This window comes from Blautia coccoides, assembly GCF_034355335.1.
GTDB classification, from domain to species: Bacteria; Bacillota; Clostridia; order Lachnospirales; family Lachnospiraceae; genus Blautia; species Blautia producta.
In genome coordinates this window covers 6,004,819-6,023,854 of the sequence record NZ_CP136422.1, presented here as the reverse complement: position 1 = coordinate 6,023,854, position 19,036 = coordinate 6,004,819, and the positions used below count along the sequence as shown (strand labels likewise).

The following is a 19,036-nucleotide window of genomic DNA, read 5'->3' as shown; positions in this document are numbered from 1 at the left end:
ACAGGAGGTACGGATGAAAGTAGGCATTATCGGAGCAGGCACAATGGGAGCAGGCATTGCCCAGGCATTTGCCCGGACACAAAAATACGAGGTACTCCTGTGTGACTTAAACAGAGAATTGGCGGAAAAAGGCAGAAACAAAATTGCAGATACACTGAGGCACAGAGAAGAAAAAGGAAAAATAAGCAACCGGGAAGTTTGCGAGACCATGAAAAACATAACCCCGGGAACCATTGAGGACTGCGGTGATTGTGGTCTGGTCATTGAAGCAGCTATTGAGGATATGGGAGTAAAGAAGCAGACATTCCGAAAACTTCAGGATATTTGTGGAGACAGTTGTATTTTAGCTACGAATACCTCTTCCCTTTCCATAACGGAAATAGGGGCGGGATTAAAAAAAACAGTTGTGGGAATGCATTTTTTTAATCCGGCGCCGGTTATGAAGCTGGTAGAGATCATCACCGGGATAGATACACCGGCAGAGACAGTACAGATATTAAAAGCCATAGCGGAGGATATAGGAAAGGTACCGGTGCAGGTAAAAGAAACTGCCGGATTTGTGGTCAACAGAATTCTTATCCCTATGATCAATGAGGGGATTGGGTTATATGCAGAAGACGCAGCCAATGCGGAAGACATTGACACAGCTATGCGGCTTGGGGCAAACCATCCCATGGGCCCCCTTGCCCTGGGAGACTTGATCGGACTGGATGTGGTTCTGGCGATCATGGAAGTGTTACAGAGCGAGACAGGAGACCCCAAATACCGCCCCCACCCATACCTTAAGAAAATGGTCCGCGCCGGCAGGCTTGGCAGAAAAACAGGACAGGGATTTTATACATATGGATAGGGAGGCATATCAGAACCGGAGAGAACAATTTAAGAAATTTGCGGAGACAGCTCTGGCGGCCGTGGCAGAAGAGACAGATGAAAAGGAAAAATTTCCAGATTACATTGTGGAAATACTTGCAAAAAAAGGCTGGATGGGGCTTCCTTTCCGTACAGAATACGGCGGTTTGGGCCTGGACAAAATGACACTGGGGCTGTGTATAGAGGAACTTTCAAAGGTATGCGCCTCTACAGGCCTGATCGTATCGACCCATACACTTTTATGCGGGGGGCCTATAGAGAAATACGGAACTGCACAGCAGAAGACCAGATATCTGAAACCTCTTGCAAAAGGAAAAAAACTGGGCGCGTTCGGTTTGACAGAACCTTCAGCGGGAACGGACATCTACGGTATGGAGACAACAGCAGCAGAAGATCAAGGCCAATGGGTATTAAACGGGAGAAAGATTTTTATCACCAACGCACCGGAGGCGGAAATTTATGTTATTTTTGCGGTGACGGACAGGAAGGATGGGGGTAGAAAGGAAATTTCCGCATTTATTGCAGAGAAGGGCACACCGGGGTTTCACTTTGGAAAAAAAGAAAGAAAAATGGGTATCCGGGGAGCGGCAAACACAGAACTGATATTTGAGAACTGCAGGATTCCATCCTCAAATATCCTGGGAAAGATAGGGGAGGGCAAAAAGATTGCTCTGGATACTCTGAATCAGGGGCGGATCGGCATTGCGTTTCAGGCATTGGGAATTGCGGAAGGCGCGTTTGATAAGACTGCTGCGTATGTAAAGAGTCGGGAGCAGTTTGGGAAAAAAATCAGCGATTTCCAGAATACAAGATTCCAGCTGGCGCAGATGAAGACCAGGATCGAGGCGTCAAGGCTGCTTGTCTATGAGGCGGCATTGTGTGGTACAGGGGAAGAGGACTTTCCGGCAAAAGCAGCTATGGCAAAACTGTTTGCGTCAGAGACTGCAATGGAAGTGACGGAAAAGGCGGTACAGCTTCACGGGGGATACGGATATCCCCGGGAATATGGGGTAGAACGAATGATGCGTGATGCCAAGATAACGGAGATTTATGAGGGGACCAGTGAAGCACAGAAAATAGTGATTGCTGATGGGATACTGAAATGATCATTGCAGGGCAGCATCAACAGAGCTGAAGATATAAAAATGAGGCTGTGGAGTCAACAGATAGGGTATCTGTCAATTCCACAGCCTCTTCGTACGTTCCTGAGGTGATTCGAACACCCGACCTACCGCTTAGGAGGCGGTCGCTCTATCCAGCTGAGCTACAGAAACATAATATTTCCTTACGACCCTCTAATTTTATACTACCCAAAAGAAAAAGTCAAGACATAAGAGTTATAAAAATTACTGCCAGTTATTGCACGCGATATTTGGGAAATATCGACAAAGTTTTCTTAATGTTTGTTAATATACTATTCATTGCAACGACGATTTGCTATAATAGTAGTACAGAAAGGAATGGTTATTCACAGGCAAATAAGGAATGAAAGAGGTGAAAGATTATGAAGCGCAAAGTGAAAAGACTGTTGGCAATGTTTCTCACTTTTATCATGGTATTTTCCATGGGAACTGTATTTGTTTCCGCAGCGGAAGAAGGAACCGGTAAAAGTACAGAGACAGCAGGAAAACCGGAACTGTCCAAGAAGACAGCGGACAGTGTAGTCCTGAAAACAAAAGACGGGTATGTATACGGCATCCAGGAAAACGGAAGCAAATGGAAATGGGCAGAAGATAAACAGTATGATAAGACGGCAAAGACAGTTTCCTTTACAGGCCTGAAGGCTGAGACAGAATATGTATTTGCCGGGAAGACGAAGGATGCAGAAACTGTTCAGGATACAGATACCTTGAAGGTAAAGACAGAAGCTGCGGCAGTACAGACGGAGACTCCAAAGACTGAGGAGCCGTCAAAAGCAGAGGATACGGATAATAATGGAGAAATCAATAAACCCCAGGGCGGAGATTTAAATACAGAACAGACAAAACCTGAGGAAACGAATAAGACAGATACTGAGACAAACACCCAGCCTAGTGTAGGTGCGGCAACGGGCAGTACAGAAGGTACGCAGGATATTGATAAGGATACGACAAAAGATACATTGACAGACAATGCCAGTGAGCCGAAGGCTGATGAACCGAAAGTTGATGAGCCAAAAGTTGATGAGCCGAAAGTTGACGAACCGAAAGCCGATGAACCTAAAGTTGAGGAACCTAAAAAAGAAGAATCTAAAGCCGATGATTCTAATAAGGATGAATCCAAAGGTGTGGAGTCCAAAGGCGAAGAACAGAAAACCAATAGTTCAGAAAATAAGGTAAATGACGCGAATGGTTTGAAGGGCAGCAATAATGCCAATGATATCCCTCAAAAAGCAGAGAAACCAAACCCACCTGCGATTGATAAGGTAACTGATACAAGTGTTGTGCTGAAACCAAGCAGTGACGCTAAAAAGTATACTTACAGTTATAAACTGGTACCAAAGGACAATAAAGCAAAGGCGGGAGAATTGAACAGCGAAACAGGTGAATTTGAAAATTTGACACCTGATACGGATTATCTGGCTTATATTAGGGTTAAGGGCGACGACAAAGTCACCCCACCGTATGGTGATAGTGAGTGGAGTGATGCTGCAGAGGTTCACACATTAAAAGCAGCAGCAGAGAAGCCGAAAGCAGCGCCGAAACTTGCCGAGAAGACAGATACGACCATCAAACTTGATACATCCACAGCGGATCTGGAGTACGGCGTATATCTGGATGGCGGCAACATAAGTTGGAACAATACAGGAGAATTTAAGGGACTCACAGCAGGCAAAGAATATGAATTTGTCACACGTGTCAAATTCGACAAGGGCAAACAGATGGAAGGTCCTGTCAGTGATAGTCTGAAGGTTACTACGAAAAAGGCGGCAGCGGCAGCTCCTGAAGCGCCTGTATGCATTGGAAGGACAGAAAACAGCATTACGCTTCGGGCCGTGAACGGACAGGAATTTGCAATGCTTGAGAACGGAACACCCGGAAAATGGCAGGACAGCGAAGTTTTCAGCGGTTTGAAGGCAAACACAAGATACTCTTTTGTGACCAGAGTAAAATATAACCCGGATGAGGCAATGGAGAGTAAAGTGAGCAGCAGTGCATCCGGCAAGACGATCATCGCGTTTGAAGGCTCCAGTGTGACCGGTATTGAGGTAAACGGTGTCTATGACAAAAACACTGTTGTGAACATGGCAGCTAACGGAAACGGCACAGATAACCAGAATCCGGAAGGACAGGATACCAGATGGGTTCCAGAGAGCTGGAAATGGGGAAGCTCTGCAAAGGGTACCTGGAATAAATCCCCGTACACTGCAAAACTGACATTGAACAAAGCAGGTAAAATGGAACTTCAGGTAGTTTTCAGATTGGAAGAGTATACAGAAAAAGGCTGGACAGCTATGACTGCTGAGAAGAAGGCAATAACAGTGCCGTTCAGTGTAAAAGAACAGTATACGATCACTGCATCCGCCGGTTCCAACGGCAAGATTTCTCCTTCCGGCAGCGTAAAGGTTATGGAGGGCAATGACGCCACATTCACCATCACACCGAACAAAGGATACCAGATTTCCCAGGTGACAGTGGACGGCAAGGCAGTTATAGTGAAAAACAGTAAGTATACATTTGAAGATGTAAGCGCAAACCATAAGATATCTGTTACATTCAAGAAACTGACCAAGACAGTTCCAAAGACGGGAGATACCATGAACATGGCAGGCTATCTGATGCTGGCTGTTCTCTCCGCAGGTGCTGTGTTTACAGTGTTGCTTTCTGCAAAGAGAAAGAAAACGAATAACAGATAACAGACGCTGAGTGACGATGGCTGACTGACAACGAAGGTAACTGCTCAGCAAGAATACATGTTTACTGCACTGATATTAATAAGACATACAGTAACAGTAAGAAAATTTAAAGCAGCAAGTGAAAAAAGAGGCTCCGCCGGTTGTGAACTAACCGGCGGAGCTTTTTTTAAAACCTTTAGATGAGGTACTTCTTATTTCCTAGTGGATTTATTCCTCAGCAGAAGTGTCCTGCAGTGCAAGGAACCCCTCTTCCCCTGTACGGATCTTTACTACATTTTCTATATCATATACAAATACTTTCCCGTCTCCGATCTGTCCGGTTTGGAGTATGGCTTTTGCAGTATCAATAACCTTCTGGACAGGTACAAGGCTGACCACGATTTCTATTTTGACCTTTGGAAGAAGGTTCATATCCATCTCAACGCCTCGGTAATAGGTAGTGGAACCTTTCTGGACTCCGCAGCCAAGTACATTTGTGATGGTAATACCTGTCACTCCGATTTCGTTCATTGCGTGCATAAAATCTTCCAGCTTGCTGCGTCTTGTGATGATAACTATTTTAGTGAGCTTGTGAACTGCGGGGCTGCCTTCCTTTGGTACATCTTGGGAAAATTCGGCAGGTGCCTGAGTGGCAGATGCGCCCTCTGATGCCGGCGTATAGTTCTTTATTGTGCCCATGACGTTTGGAATAGAACCCATAGAATCCTGTGTCACAAAGTCGGCATAGCTGCTTGCCAGGCCGTGTTCTCTTACGTCCAGGCCGGCGATTTCTTCATCGGCAGATACGCGAAGCCCGACTGTGTGTTTGATCACCTGGAATATGATGACCATAGTTACTGCTACCCAGGCCGCAGTTGCGATAAATCCAACAAACTGTACGCCCAACTGATGAAAACCGCCGCCAGTGAAAAGGCCTTTTGCATCTGTGCCTGTGCCGTCTGAAAAAAGGCCGACACAGAGGGTACCAAGTGCACCGCACATGCCATGTACGCCTACGGCACCAACAGGGTCATCAATTTTACAGATCTTATCAATAAATTCAATACCGAATACAACAACAAATCCAGCCAGGATACCTATGATGGCGGCTGATGTGGGGGATACAGTGTCACATCCTGCCGTAATGGCCACAAGTCCTGCCAGAGCACCGTTCAGGGACATGGATACATCAGGTTTTTTATACAGTATCCAGGTAATAGCCATAACCGTAATGGTGGCTACTGCTGCGGCCAGGTTGGTGGTGACGAATATTTTGCCGGCAGATACAATGGCATCGCCTTCCATAGATACAGTGGAAGCACCGTTAAATCCAAACCAGCAGAACCAGAGAATGAACACACCAAGAGCACCCACTGTCAGGTTGTGACCGGGAATGGCTCTTGATTTGCCGCTCTTGGAGTATTTTCCGATACGGGGACCAAGAATTTTGGCACCTACAAGGGCTGCCACACCGCCTACCATATGAACAGCACAGGAGCCGGCAAAATCGTGAAATCCCATTTCAGCCAGCCAGCCGCCGCCCCAGATCCAATGGCCGGAAATGGGATATACAACAAGGCTGATGAGAAGACTGTAAATGCAGTAAGATGAGAACTTGGTCCTCTCAGCCATGGCACCGGATACGATCGTTGCGGATGTTGCGCAGAATACAGTCTGAAAGATCAGGAATGCCCAGAATGGAACACCGTCGGGAAGCATTGCCGCGCCATAGTTGGATTCTGAGGCAATACCTGCTACGGAACCGAAAAATCCGCTGCCGGTGCCAAACATGATTCCAAATCCAACCAGCCAGAAAGCAGGTGTGCCGATACAGAAGTCCATCAGGTTTTTCATGATAATATTGCCGGCGTTTTTGGCCCTGGTAAAGCCGGTCTCTACCATAGCAAAACCGGCCTGCATAAAAAAGACCAGCGCAGCGCCTAAAAGCACCCAAATCGTGTTTACAGATGAAAAATCACTCATAAAAATATCTCCTTCCTTTTTCAAGTTTTCACATTCTTCCGTATGAAAAGCAGACAAAAAGGGTGCGTATTTGGGAGTTATGGGAGACTCTGAAAATACGCACCTTTGCATAAAGAAAAATGTGATATATGTAATCGGAAAATGGCGGCCATGGGATATGGCCGTGCATCTCCGCAATTACTGTTGACAGCAGCGGGAAGCCCGCAAAGAAAACTTTTACTGTTTGTTGTCCGCTGTATGACCTGTGATATCCATTGGATAATGGCTGTCAAAGCAGGCTTTGCACAGCGGCAGATTACCCGCCATGGACTGCAGATCGCGGGTGTTCATATAACCCAGGGAGTCAGCACCGATCATGGCACAGATTTCATCAGCCGTGTGGGAAGAAGCAATCAACTGTTTATTGGATGGAATGTCTGTTCCAAAGTAACAAGGATACAGAAACGGTGGAGAACTGACACGGACATGAACACTCTTAGCTCCGGCATTTTTCAGCATACGGATGAGGTTCGCGATGGTTGTTCCGCGGACTATGGAGTCGTCAACAAGAATAATACGTTTGCCGCGGACAACAGGTTCTAAAACATTTAATTTCAGCCGGACGCTTAGTTCACGTTCCTTTTGTGTCGGTTTGATAAAGGTTCTTCCCACATAGCTGTTTTTGTAAAAGGCTAATGCAAATGGAATCCCTGATGCTTCCGAATAGCCTTTTGCCGCCGGGATCCCGGAATCAGGGACACCGGTCACAAGATCGGCATCCTCGGGATATGCTGCCGCAAGGGCAGCTCCTGCGCGGATACGGGCATCGTAGATGTTAATGCCGTCCAGGGTACTGTCCAGCCGTGCAAAATAGATGTACTCAAATATGCAGTGTGCATGAGTCTCCTGACAAAGCTGGCAGTTGGAGGTGATACCATCCGCCGTTATGGTGATGATTTCACCGGGGCGGATATCACGGATGAATTCTGCGCCGATTGCAGAGAGGGCGCAGCTCTCGGAAGCGATAATATAAGAGGTGTCTCGCCTGCCAAGGCAGAGCGGCTTGAGACCAAGAGGGTCACGGACACCTATGAGCTTGCGCGGACTGGCGATGACCAGTCCATAGGCGCCGCGTATTTTCTTTGCCGTATGCAGAATCGCTTCTTCCACATTGTGTGTGTTGACTCTTTCCCTGGCGATGCAGTAAGCAATCACTTCCGAATCCGTGGTTGTATGGAATATTGCTCCGGTTTTTTCCAGTTCACACCTGAGGTCTTGAGTGTTTACCAGATTCCCGTTATGGGCCAGAGCAAGTGTTCCCTTTATATAATTCAGTACCAGAGGCTGCGCGTTTGACAATGTGGCAGCCCCTGTAGTGGAATAACGGACGTGGCCGATACCAAGATTTCCGTGAAGGTTTTCCAGGATTTCTTCCTTAAAGACTTCACTTACCAGCCCCATCCCTTTGTGTGCATTCATATTGCCTTTGGGTCCTTTGGTATCGCAGACAGCTATACCGCAGGACTCCTGTCCCCGGTGCTGTAAGGAGCAAAGCCCGTAATAAATGGAAGATGCCACATCCTCCTCCTTAGGGCTGAAAATACCAAATACACCGCAGGCTTCTTTTATATCAAAATCTGACTGTAATTCCATGGAACGTCTCCTTAGACGTAGAATAATAAGTGGTCATAGGTTGGATATGGCAGATATTCATCCGGAATTTTTGTCTCGGCTTCATTTGCTGCCAGCTTCAGCTCATCCATGACAGGGAGAACCTTTGTGAGGAACTGTTCAGCCTGTTCCTGCATATCTTCCACGGACTCTGCCCGGGCAGTAGCCTCTTTTAAGACAGCAGTCCCGGAAGTGATGGCATTAGACAGCTCAGTCAGTCTGGTTACCAGTGCTTCTTCCGAAGCAGTGGAAAGTCCCGGAACCAGGGCTTTTTTATCCGCGGCATTTTTAGCGGTACAAGCAGCGTAGCTGTTGACTGCCGGAAGGAAATCTTTTGTGAGCATTTCCTGCATGGTTTTGGACTCTATGGCAACTGTCTTAGAGTAAGTTTCCAGAAGGATCTCGTATCGTGATAAAATCTCTTCTTTTGTAAATACGCCGTGTTTGATAAACAGATCCAGATTCTTGTCAGCAATAAATCGGGGAAGGGCTTCCGGTGTGGAAACCAGGTTGTAAAGGCCTCTTGCTTTGGCCTCTTTTACCCATTCTTCTGTATATCCGTTCCCGTTGAAGATTACTTTTTTATGTTTTTTAATAGCCCGTTTTATCATTTCATGTACTGCGTGTTCCATTTCTTCCGGGGCAGTATCTTTTAATTCACCGTAAAATTGTGCAAGCGCCTCTGCCACCGCTGTGTTCAGTACCATATTGGGATTTGCGACAGACGCCGCGGACCCCAGCATACGGAATTCAAATTTATTGCCGGTGAAGGCAAAAGGTGAGGTGCGGTTTCTGTCGGTGGTATCCTTGGTAAAGTGAGGCAGTACATGAGCACCTGTCTCTAGCTGTACCGGATGCGCCTTTCCAAAGTAAGCATCCTCCTCAATGGACTTAAGGACGCTTTCCAGCTCATCACCAATAAAGATGGAGACAATAGCCGGAGGTGCCTCATTGCCGCCCAGACGATGGTCATTGCCTGCGCTGGCAGCGGATACCCGCATAAGGTCTGCGTAATCATCCACAGCTTTTATGACAGCCATGAGGAATACCAGGAACTGAATGTTTTCGGCAGGTGTCCTGCCCGGCTCCAGCAGATTGGTTCCGGTGTTGGTGGACATAGACCAGTTGTTATGCTTGCCGCTTCCGTTGATACCGTCAAAAGGTTTTTCATGGAGCAGGCACACAAGGCCGTGTTTTTCCGCTGTCTTTTTCATGATCTCCATGGTGAGCTGGTTGTGGTCAACAGCAACGTTTGTGGTGTCGAAGACAGGTGCCAGCTCATGCTGGGCAGGTGCCACTTCATTGTGTTTTGTCTTGGCGGGAATGCCCAGCTTCCACAGCTCTTCATCCAGGTCATGCATGTAGGCGGCGATCCTGGGCTTTAAAGCTCCGAAGTAGTGATCCTCCATCTCCTGTCCTTTTGGTGCAGGAGCGCCGAACAGGGTTCTTCCTGTAAAGATAAGGTCACGCCGTTTTTCGTATAATTCTTTGGGTACCAGGAAATATTCCTGTTCCGGGCCGACGGTTGTTGAGACGCTTGTGACTTCCGTATTTCCCAGAAGATGAAGCATTTTTACAGCCTCTTTGTTCAGTGCCTCCATGGAACGGAGGAGCGGGGTCTTTTTATCCAGTGCCTCTCCGCTGAAAGAGCAGAATGCTGTTGGTATGTAAAGTGTATTATCTTTAATAAAAGCCGGTGACGTGGGGTCCCAGTTTGTATAGCCTCTGGCTTCAAAGGTGGCGCGAAGGCCGCCGGAGGGGAAACTGGATGCGTCAGGCTCTCCTTTTACCAGCTCTTTGCCGGAAAATTCCATGATGACCTCTCCGTTTCCGTTGGGGGAGATGAAGCTGTCGTGTTTTTCCGCAGTATAACCGGTCATGGGCTGAAACCAGTGGGTAAAGTGTGTCGCTCCGTTTTCCACAGCCCACTCTTTCATGGCTACTGCCACGGAATTGGCAACGTCCAGTTCCAGATGGGTTCCGTTTTGGATTGTTTTGTGAAGGGCTTTATATACGTCCTTCGGCAGTTTGTTCCGCATCACCTTGTCACTGAAGACAAGGCTTCCATATAGTGTAGGAATATCTCTTGACATATCCACAGCACTCCTTTCAATTTAAACGCAAAAAAGCGCTTTGGATGATATTCACCCAAAGCGCCTTTGCTTTATGGTAAGTAGTATTGCACGAAAAAAAAGAAATGTCAATCCCTTTTTTGAAAAAATGCGGTCCGCTTCTACCAGGCTTTTAAATTGCAGGATATGAAAAAAGGTTAATGTTCATGCATAAAATTGACCTGTTTGCCAAAGAAAATCTGTTTCGGAAGGAAGAAAGTAAAAATCAGCAAGGATTAAAGCGAATTTAGAAAAAGTAAAGGAAAGGTGAAACAGATACAATAAATTTATGGAAATTGTCGTATTTGCGGGACAGAAAATGGCAGAGTCCCGGTCACAAATAAATTGACAAATAAATTTATGAAAGGAAAAGGGATGTTCCCTGGGTAAAAGAATGGCATATCGTATATTGGCAATTAATCCCGGTTCTACATCGACAAAAGTAGGCTGTTTTGAAGGGGAGAGAGAATTATTTACGGTAAATGTATCACATGACGCGGAGAAGTTAAAAGAATTTCCCACCATCAGTTCCCAACTTTCCTACAGGAAAGAAACCATACTGCAGGCATTGGAGGATGCGCATATGGACCTGCGGACAATAGATGCGTTTGTGGGCCGGGGCGGAGGTCTGATGGCAGTGGAAGGGGGAACTTACATAGTAAATGAGACGCTGTTGGAACATGCGGTGAGAGGGGCTAATGGAGTGGCACATCCGGCCCAGCTTGGGTCCCAGATCGCCAATGAATTTGCGTCGGAATTTCAGAAGCCGTGTTTTGTTGTGAATCCGCCGGACACAGATGAACTGACATTATATGCAAGAATGACCGGAATCAAAGGGGTATACAGAAATGTACATCTCCACGCCCTGAATTTAAAGGAAACCGCAATCCGTCACAGCAATTCTCACGGCTGGAGGTATGAAGATAAAAATTATATCGTGTGCCACATTGGCGGCGGAATCTCCATTTCAGCCCACCAAAAGGGAAGAATGATTGACGGGAATGACATTGTGGGAGGTGACGGACCCATGGCGCCCACCCGGTGCGGTACAGTGCCGGTGATTGAGGTGGAAAAGTTATGCGGGGCTGCAGAAGACAGGAGAGAGGTAAAGTCTTTATGCACCAAGACCGGAGGTTTTGTAAGCCATCTTGGCACGTCGGATGCTTTGGAAGTGACCAAAAGAGCGGCAGAAGGTGATAAAGAGGCAGAACTTGTCTGGAATGCCATGATATATCAGATCATTCGGTATATAGGAGCCATGGCAGGGGTTCTGCAGGGTGATGTGGACGGCATTCTTCTCGGCGGAGGAATCGTACATAATAAAGATTTAGTGGAAAAAATCACAGAAACCTGTTCCTGGATTGCGCCGGTTTCTGCGTATCCCGGTGAGTTTGAGTTAGAAGCCATGGCAGCAGGAGTCATTCGGGTGCTGGACGGAGTAGAAGAAGGAAAAATATATACCGGGGAGCCGGTATGGTCACCAGAAGGGAGAGAGTAAGATGAATCTGTTGGATATGGTTTATGCAAAGGCAAAAGAGAATCCGCAAAAAGTGGCATTTCCGGAAGCGGCCAATGAAAAGATGATGCAGGCCGCCTATGAGACAGGCCGGGATGGATATATCATTCCCATTCTTGTAGGGGATGAAGAGGAGTTAAGGGCTCTTGCAAAAGAAAGAGGATATGATGAAAACGTATTCACTTTCGCAGACATTTCTGAGGAGGCCCATAAGGCGGAACTGATTTCAAAATATGTGGCAAAACCTGATACAAAGCTGAAGGAAAAACCACTGAATCGGCGTATGCAGAACCCATTATATTATGCCATGGTCATGCAGGCAGCAGGAGAGGCGGATGTGACGTTTGCAGGTATTGACAATACCACAGGGGATGTGCTTGTGGCAGGGCAGATGATCATTGGGCTGAAACCGGGAATCACAACTATCTCCAGTATTGGTCTGGCGGATATTCCGGGGTATGAGGGCAGCGAGGGTTCTTTTCTGGCCATAGGCGACAGTGCCGTGTGCACCAACCCGGATGCCGGACAGTTGGCAGACATTGCAGTCTCAGCCTGTGATACAGTGAAAGATTTGCTGGGATGGGAACCGAGATGTGCCATGATCTGTTACTCCACATTGGGAAGCGGAGAGGGAGAATTGGTCGACAAGGTAGTGGAGGCTCTGAAGATTGCAAAGGAACTGAGGCCGGATTTGTCTATTGACGGTGAGTTTCAGCTAGATGCGGCGATCGTACCTTCCGTTGCAGAGAAGAAGGTGAACAGAGAGAGCAAAGTGGCAGGAAAAGCCAATGTATTGATCTGGCCGGATCTCAATGTGGGGAATACTGCTGTAAAATTGATTCAGCAGTTTGGACATGCAGATGTGTATGGCCCCATGCTCCAGGGGTTCAACAGCATTGTCTGTGACTGTTCCAGGGGGGCACCGGTTTCTGAGATTAAAGGAAACATTGTGATTTCCGCAGCCAGGGCAGCCGCAGTTAAAAAATAAAAAGGTATTGTCAAAGAGCAGGAGGCCGGGATGACGAACAAGGAGCTGATTTACAATTTTTACCGGGAATTTTTCAATGAACATAGGATCGAATGTGCTGACAAGTATGTAAAGGAAGATTACATACAGCATAATCCGGGAGTAGCACAGGGAAGAGAGTCTTTGAAAAAGGCATTTGCAGATAAGTTCATCAGTGACCCTCAGTTTCATCTTGAGATTGTCAGGATGATAGAGGAAGACAATATGATTGCAGTATATTTAAAAAATGTGGATGCCGGCGGAAAGACTGTATGCCGGGTGGTTGACACCTACCGGGTGGAAGAGGGGAAACTGGCGGAGCACTGGGATATCATTCAGATGTGCTGAAAAATATCCGAAAATGTCGAAATAGGTCATAAAATGTAAACTATTTTGACCTGAAGTCCGGGAGTAAAAACAGAAGGTGACTCAAGGACTATAATCACATTTAGAAAAGGAAAGAGCAGCAGTTACATGGGTGTTACAATACATATAAAAATAAAGCGATGGAGGAAATGAAATGAAAGGTAAGAAGTTTATGGCAATGTTTCTGGCGGCAGCTATGGCATGTACGGTTATGGGATGTTCGTCCGGGGGAGGAACTGATTCGTCAGATTCGGCTCCGGCAGCGAAAACAGATACAGATACTGACAAGGCAGAGACGGAAAAGACAGAAGGAAACGGTCAGTTTATTGAGGCAAATGTGGATGCCCCCAATACAGAGGTGACAGATGAGACGATCAGGATCGTGCTTGCATCCGAACCGTCCACACTTTGGGGTGCGCCTGCCGGGAAAATTGAAAATGAATCTGTCTATATTGCAGATGCGATCATGGATCGTTTAGTTGCAGTTGATGAAAATGGTGAAGTGATTCCTGCTTTGGCAACAGAATGGGAATGGGTGGATGATACCCACTGCAGATTCAAGTTAAGAGACGATGTTGTATATACAAACGGTCAGACCATGACAGCGGATGACGTGGTATATACAGTGGGAATCTGGAGAGAGTACAGTGCCAATACAGATACCGGACAGTTTATACTGGGAGCTGTGGCGGAAGACGAGTCTACGGTTGTCATTGAGTTTACACAGAAAGCTCCTGACTTACTGGCCATGCTTGCCTGGGGCAACTTCGGTATTGTAAGCCAGGCGGAAGTAGAAGCGGCCGGCGGTTTGGAGGCGGTACAGAGCAATCCGGTGATCGGATGCGGCAAATACCGTTTTGTTGAATGGAAGAGCGGAGAATCCATTATCTTAGAGCGCAACGAAAATTACTGGGATAAAGACTTTAAAGGATATTACAAAAGGATTGAATGTACCTTCACCAATGATGCGGCAGCAAGAAAACTGGCTGTAGACTCCGGGGACGCACAGGTGGCAGTGGACATGCCGGTTATCCAGGCGGTGACTTATACAGAGGATGAAAAAATAGATGTTGTCATCTATGATTTCGGACAGGTTACTCATCTGTGGTTCAACATGACAGAGGGAAAAGCAACGGCAGACAAAAACATCAGGGAAGCCATCATGAAATCCATTGACTATGAGGCCCTTGCAATGGTGGGAACAGGGGGAACAGCAGAACAGGCCCTTGGATTTGCATCTCCTTCAAGTTATTACTTTAATGAGACTTACACTAAGGAAGAAAGAAAACCGGATGTGGAGGGCGCGAAAGCTTTACTGGCGGAAGCAGGCTATGCAAATGGGATTGATTTAACTATTCTTGGAACTGCAGACCTTATCCCGATGTACACGGTCATCCAGGAGAACTGCCGCGCAGCAGGCATCAATCTCACATTAAACACTCCTGATACAGCGTCCTTCATTAGTGATGCATTTTCCGGAAACTATGACATGATCACGATCGGCTGGATTATGGATAACAGAAATCCTTCTATCATTACTTCTCTGGATAAAGGAACCATTGAAGCCGGATTTGCCATAGGCGGACCGAAGGTGACTACTGATGAGATAGATACTCTGCGCAAGGATATTATCGCAGTAGAAGATCCGCAGATTGCAAAAGAAAAACTGGCGGAACTTGAAAACATTATGAAGAGTGACTGCATTCAGGCAAACCTTTATCCGGAAATGAAAGCAGCCATTGTAACAAAAGGTCTGAAAGGTTATAACACATTAGAAAGAGGATTCACCTGTATTACGGATTTCTATAAATAAGGGCACTTGTATTTAACAGGAGAAAGACAATGATAAAGTATGTATTAAAAAGAATTGCTTTGCTGATCCCCATTATGCTGGGGGTGTCTGCAATCATATTCACTTTAAAAACCTTTACCCCGGGAGATCCCGTTCGTCAGATTCTGGGAAACTCAGCATCGGAAGAACAGATGGAAGCAAAGCGGGAAGAATTAGGTTTGGATAAGCCTGTGGTTGTACAGTATGTAAATTATATAACCGGTGTATGCCGGGGGGATTTCGGGAAGTCCTACCGAACAGGAGAACCGGTGCTTCGGTAACTGGCTCCGCGTCTTGTCACATCCATGATCGTCACCTTGGGGGCAGTGGCCATTGGCGCTGTACTGGGGATTATCCTTGGAATCATATCCGCAATCAAAAAATACACATGGGCAGATTCCCTGGTACTGATAATTTCCATGTTCTTTCAATCGGTGCCGGAGTTTGTAGTGGCATTAGTTCTGATTCTGATATTTTCAGTACAGCTTCATTTACTTCCGGCAACAGGAGTTGAGGTGGCCAGCGGCTACATTTTGCCCATGCTTTGTATTGGACTTTCTTCTGTTGCAAGTTACACACGTATCACAAGATCCTGTATGCTGGAAGTGCTGGGCGAAGACTATATCCGCACAGCAAGGGCAAAAGGCCAGACAGAGTCCAGTATTATAAAAAGACATGCGCTGCGCAATGTGATGATCCCTGTGGCACAGTCCATAGGAAGCAACCTTGGTGTGGCCATAGGCGGCGGAATGGTAATAGAGACCGTGTTCAGTATTCCGGGAGTGGGAAAGTATATTGTGGATGCAATTACCCAGAGAAATTATCCGTCCGTTTTAGGCGGGGTGTTAATTCTTGCTTTGATCCTGACGCTTATCAATCTTTTGGTGGATATCAGCTTTATTTTGATTGATCCGCGGCTAAAAACAACCATTATCTCAGGCGGGGCAAAAAAAGCAAAAAAGGCATAGGAGTGAAAGAAATGGCAAAGATGCATACTCCTGCAATGGAGAAATTAGAGAAAAAAAACGCAAGACGTAAAAAAACAGTAAACTCGACCCCTCTCTATGAATCTTGGAAACGGTTTAAGCGAAATCCCACCGCACTGATGGGGCTGGTGGTTGTTGTCATATTGGTATTGATTGCAATTTTGGCGCCACTTCTTGCTCCTTATGATTACCAGGTGCAGGATTACATGGCTATGCTGCAGAAACCCAGTGCAAAGCATCTGTTTGGCACAGATAATTTCGGACGGGACATTTTCAGCCGCTGTATCTACGGCGCCAGATACAGCCTGCTCATCGCATTCTTCTGTACATTGGCGGCAATGTTCAGCGGAGGGCTTCTGGGAATCATCGCCGGATATTTCGGCGGGAAAATAGATACTGTGATCATGCGTATTATGGATATTTTCCAGTCCATACCTATGATCATGATGGCAATGTGTATTGTAGCAGTTCTCGGCAACGGGATTCCCCAGTTAGTGTCAGCCATTATGTTTGCTTCCATGCCTACAATGGCAAGAAACAACCGGGCGGCGATTCTTCGTGTGCGGGGCAGTGATTATATTGAGTCATCAGAGGCAATCGGCGTGGGCCGTCTGGAGATGATCGTGAAACATATGATACCCAACACAGTGGGGATTATGGTCATTTACTTTGTGGGATTTCTTGCGGCATCCATTATGCTGATGTCTTCCATGAGCTATATCGGAGTCGGGCTTGCGGCACCAACTCCGGAATGGGGACTGATACTGAATGACGGAAAGGCATACATGACTACAGCGCCATATATGATGATTTTCCCGGCGCTTATGATAATGATCACTTGTTTTGCATTTAATCTTATGGGTGATGGCCTTCGTGATGCGTTTGATCCGAAAATGAAATAGGGAGCATGTGGATATGAGCGAAAATATACTGGAAGTAAAAGATTTGGTCATCCATTATGAAACAGATGAATCAGTAGTGGAGGCTGTCAACAATATTACGATCACTCTGGAAAAGGGGAAGGTGCTGGGCCTGGTGGGTGAAACCGGTGCAGGGAAAACCACCACTGCTTACGGCATTATGGGGCTTTTGCCGCCGAAAGTGGGACACGTCATTCAGGGGTCTATTCTGTTGGACGGAGAGGACCTTTTAAAGAAAAGCGAGAGAGAAATGCGTGCAGTCCGCGGAAAACAAATCAGTATGATCTTTCAGGACCCAATGACAGCGCTGAATCCGGTGAAGACCGTAGGAGAGCAGATTGCAGAGGTTGTTTATCTGCATGACCGCTGCTCCAAGGCCGACGCCTTGAAAAGGGCCCAGGATATGCTGGCAATGGTGGGAATCGGGCGGGACAGGTATAAAGATTACCCTCACCAGTTTTCAGGGGGCATGAAGCAGCGTATTGTCATTGCCATTGCGCTGGCATGTAAACCGGATCTTTTGATCGCGGATGAACCCACAACAGCCCTGGATGTGACCATACAGGCACAGATTCTGGATATGATGCGGGAACTGCAGGATGTCAACGGCACATCCATGATATTGATCACCCATGATCTGGGAATTGTGGCGGAGATGTGTGATTACTGCGCAGTCATGTATGCCGGTGAAATTGTGGAGTACGGCACAGTGGAAGATATATTTAACAAGGCAAAACATCCGTACACAAAGGCGTTATACCGGTCTATTCCATCCCTGGAGGAGGAGGTAAAGCGGCTGCATGTGATTCAGGGTCTAGTACCCAATCCGGCAGATCTTCCTGAATACTGCAGCTTTTACCAGCGCTGTGAGGAAAGAAAAGACTGCTGTAAAAAATGCGACCCTCAAAGGGTGAGGCTGGATGCCGTTCATGAAGTAAAGTGCTGTCAATATACAGAAGGATGGGAGGAAGAATAGATGGGAAATATCATAGAAGTAAAGAACCTGAAAAAATATTTTTCTACCCCCAGAGGGACACTTCATGCGGTTGATAATGTGACTTTTAACATCGAAAAAGGAAAAACCATTGGAATCGTTGGAGAATCAGGCTGCGGAAAATCAACCCTTGGAAAAACCCTGATGAGACTCCATGATCCAACAGATGGGCAGATTTTTTACGACGGAACAGAGATTGCCAACATGCCCAAAAAAGAATTTAAGGAGAAATATCGTTCTGATATTCAGATGATCTTCCAGGATCCGTACGCATCCCTGGATCCACGCATGAATATTCTCCAGTTGATCGAGGAGCCGATCCGTGTAAACAACCGCTCCATGTCAGGTAAGGAAGTTACCGACAGGGCCAGGGAGATGATGGAACTGGTAGGACTTGCAAAAAGACTGGAGAGGACATATCCTCATGAACTGGACGGCGGACGGCGTCAGCGTATCGGGGTTGCCCGTGCATTATCATTGAATCCGCAGTTTATTGTCTGTGACGAACCGGTATCAGCCCTGGATGTATCTATACAGGCCCAAATACTGAATCTGCTTCAGGATCTTCAGGAGGAGAGAGGGCTGACCTACATGTTTATCACTCATGACATGTCGGTGGTAAAACATATTTCTGACGATATTGCAGTGATGTATCTGGGACAGATGATTGAGAAATGTCCTGCCAGCGAAATCTTTAAAAATACGATTCATCCGTATTCAAAGGCATTGCTGTCAGCAATCCCCATTCCTAAGGTGAGCTATAAGCATGAGAGAATGGTGTTAAAAGGAGAAATTGTTTCTCCTATTGATCCAAAAGTATGCTGCCGCTTTGCAGCCAGATGCCCTTATGCAAAACAGGAATGCCGGGAGACTGAGCCAGAGCTTCGAGAGATTAAACCTGACCACATGGTGGCGTGTCACCGGGCGGAAGAGTTCATGAAATAAAAGTGAAAAGACGACGCAGTAACAGCCGGGGCACCTTCAGGGTA

Annotated in this window: 15 protein-coding genes and 1 tRNA gene; 12 read left to right on the top strand and 4 right to left on the bottom strand. The window is 46.7% G+C overall.

The window, feature by feature from the left end:
* The first annotated feature begins 13 nt into the window (after positions 1–13).
* Positions 14–850 carry a 3-hydroxyacyl-CoA dehydrogenase family protein gene (locus tag BLCOC_RS26990; protein WP_115623945.1) on the top strand — a complete coding sequence of 279 codons (837 nt, stop codon included), beginning with the start codon at positions 14–16 and terminating at the stop codon, positions 848–850.
* A complete protein-coding gene (locus tag BLCOC_RS26985) occupies positions 843–1,976 on the top strand; it encodes an acyl-CoA dehydrogenase family protein (RefSeq protein ID WP_115625504.1) in 1,134 nt (377 codons plus the stop codon). The genes BLCOC_RS26990 and BLCOC_RS26985 overlap by 8 nt, the downstream gene beginning before the upstream one ends.
* Before the next feature lie 94 nt (positions 1,977–2,070).
* On the opposite strand, the gene BLCOC_RS26980 is transcribed toward BLCOC_RS26985, so the two are convergent.
* Positions 2,071–2,144: transfer RNA gene (locus tag BLCOC_RS26980), tRNA-Arg, on the bottom strand.
* 230 nt (positions 2,145–2,374) lie between these two features.
* Here BLCOC_RS26980 and BLCOC_RS26975 point away from each other — a divergent pair.
* Complete coding sequence (locus tag BLCOC_RS26975) at positions 2,375–4,705, top strand: InlB B-repeat-containing protein (RefSeq protein WP_174717633.1); 2,331 nt, start codon at positions 2,375–2,377, stop codon at positions 4,703–4,705.
* A gap of 207 nt (positions 4,706–4,912) precedes the next feature.
* Here BLCOC_RS26975 and BLCOC_RS26970 read toward each other — a convergent pair whose 3' ends face one another.
* From BLCOC_RS26970 to BLCOC_RS26960, 3 genes are all read right to left on the bottom strand, one after another.
* Positions 4,913–6,667 carry an ammonium transporter gene (locus BLCOC_RS26970; RefSeq protein ID WP_115623944.1) on the bottom strand — a complete coding sequence of 585 codons (1,755 nt, stop codon included), beginning with the start codon at positions 6,665–6,667 and terminating at the stop codon, positions 4,913–4,915.
* 216 nt (positions 6,668–6,883) lie between these two features.
* Positions 6,884–8,299, bottom strand: a complete 1,416-nt coding sequence (gene purF, locus BLCOC_RS26965) for an amidophosphoribosyltransferase (RefSeq protein WP_018594747.1) — start codon at positions 8,297–8,299, stop codon at positions 6,884–6,886.
* Between the two features lie 11 nt (positions 8,300–8,310).
* On the bottom strand, positions 8,311–10,410 hold the full coding sequence (locus BLCOC_RS26960; RefSeq protein WP_018594746.1) for a glutamine synthetase III family protein: 2,100 nt from the start codon (positions 10,408–10,410) through the stop codon (positions 8,311–8,313).
* A 412-nt stretch (positions 10,411–10,822) separates the two neighbouring features.
* Between BLCOC_RS26960 and buk the strand changes: the two genes are divergently transcribed.
* The 9 genes from buk (at position 10,823) to BLCOC_RS26915 (ending at position 18,992) form a co-directional block, all read left to right on the top strand.
* Complete coding sequence (gene buk, locus BLCOC_RS26955; protein ID WP_115623943.1) at positions 10,823–11,926, top strand: butyrate kinase; 1,104 nt, start codon at positions 10,823–10,825, stop codon at positions 11,924–11,926.
* Position 11,927: 1 nt separating this feature from the next.
* Positions 11,928–12,932, top strand: coding sequence for a phosphate acyltransferase (locus tag BLCOC_RS26950; RefSeq protein WP_115623942.1), 1,005 nt, complete (start codon positions 11,928–11,930; stop codon positions 12,930–12,932).
* Positions 12,933–12,962: 30 nt separating this feature from the next.
* Entirely contained in the window at positions 12,963–13,298 is a 336-nt protein-coding gene (locus BLCOC_RS26945; protein ID WP_115623941.1) for a nuclear transport factor 2 family protein, read from the top strand.
* A 172-nt stretch (positions 13,299–13,470) separates the two neighbouring features.
* Complete coding sequence (locus BLCOC_RS26940; protein ID WP_115623940.1) at positions 13,471–15,129, top strand: ABC transporter substrate-binding protein; 1,659 nt, start codon at positions 13,471–13,473, stop codon at positions 15,127–15,129.
* Between the two features lie 29 nt (positions 15,130–15,158).
* A complete protein-coding gene (locus BLCOC_RS26935) occupies positions 15,159–15,428 on the top strand; it encodes an ABC transporter permease family protein (protein WP_242999012.1) in 270 nt (89 codons plus the stop codon).
* Positions 15,429–15,452: 24 nt separating this feature from the next.
* Positions 15,453–16,115, top strand: coding sequence for an ABC transporter permease (locus tag BLCOC_RS26930; RefSeq protein WP_242999011.1), 663 nt, complete (start codon positions 15,453–15,455; stop codon positions 16,113–16,115).
* 11 nt (positions 16,116–16,126) lie between these two features.
* Positions 16,127–17,035 carry an ABC transporter permease gene (locus BLCOC_RS26925; protein WP_115623939.1) on the top strand — a complete coding sequence of 303 codons (909 nt, stop codon included), beginning with the start codon at positions 16,127–16,129 and terminating at the stop codon, positions 17,033–17,035.
* Between the two features lie 13 nt (positions 17,036–17,048).
* Entirely contained in the window at positions 17,049–18,029 is a 981-nt protein-coding gene (locus BLCOC_RS26920; RefSeq protein ID WP_115623938.1) for an ABC transporter ATP-binding protein, read from the top strand.
* On the top strand, positions 18,030–18,992 hold the full coding sequence (locus BLCOC_RS26915) for an ABC transporter ATP-binding protein (RefSeq protein ID WP_115623937.1): 963 nt from the start codon (positions 18,030–18,032) through the stop codon (positions 18,990–18,992).
* Positions 18,993–19,036 lie beyond the last annotated feature (44 nt).

Coding starts and splice junctions, on each gene's coding strand:
- BLCOC_RS26990 (WP_115623945.1), top strand. CDS start 14: ATGAAAGTAGGCATTATCGGAGCAGGCACAATGGGAGCAGGCATTGCC.
- BLCOC_RS26985 (WP_115625504.1), top strand. CDS start 843: ATGGATAGGGAGGCATATCAGAACCGGAGAGAACAATTTAAGAAATTT.
- BLCOC_RS26975 (WP_174717633.1), top strand. CDS start 2,375: ATGAAGCGCAAAGTGAAAAGACTGTTGGCAATGTTTCTCACTTTTATC.
- BLCOC_RS26970 (WP_115623944.1), bottom strand. CDS start 6,667: ATGAGTGATTTTTCATCTGTAAACACGATTTGGGTGCTTTTAGGCGCT.
- purF (WP_018594747.1), bottom strand. CDS start 8,299: ATGGAATTACAGTCAGATTTTGATATAAAAGAAGCCTGCGGTGTATTT.
- BLCOC_RS26960 (WP_018594746.1), bottom strand. CDS start 10,410: ATGTCAAGAGATATTCCTACACTATATGGAAGCCTTGTCTTCAGTGAC.
- buk (WP_115623943.1), top strand. CDS start 10,823: ATGGCATATCGTATATTGGCAATTAATCCCGGTTCTACATCGACAAAA.
- BLCOC_RS26950 (WP_115623942.1), top strand. CDS start 11,928: ATGAATCTGTTGGATATGGTTTATGCAAAGGCAAAAGAGAATCCGCAA.
- BLCOC_RS26945 (WP_115623941.1), top strand. CDS start 12,963: ATGACGAACAAGGAGCTGATTTACAATTTTTACCGGGAATTTTTCAAT.
- BLCOC_RS26940 (WP_115623940.1), top strand. CDS start 13,471: ATGAAAGGTAAGAAGTTTATGGCAATGTTTCTGGCGGCAGCTATGGCA.
- BLCOC_RS26935 (WP_242999012.1), top strand. CDS start 15,159: ATGATAAAGTATGTATTAAAAAGAATTGCTTTGCTGATCCCCATTATG.
- BLCOC_RS26930 (WP_242999011.1), top strand. CDS start 15,453: ATGATCGTCACCTTGGGGGCAGTGGCCATTGGCGCTGTACTGGGGATT.
- BLCOC_RS26925 (WP_115623939.1), top strand. CDS start 16,127: ATGGCAAAGATGCATACTCCTGCAATGGAGAAATTAGAGAAAAAAAAC.
- BLCOC_RS26920 (WP_115623938.1), top strand. CDS start 17,049: ATGAGCGAAAATATACTGGAAGTAAAAGATTTGGTCATCCATTATGAA.
- BLCOC_RS26915 (WP_115623937.1), top strand. CDS start 18,030: ATGGGAAATATCATAGAAGTAAAGAACCTGAAAAAATATTTTTCTACC.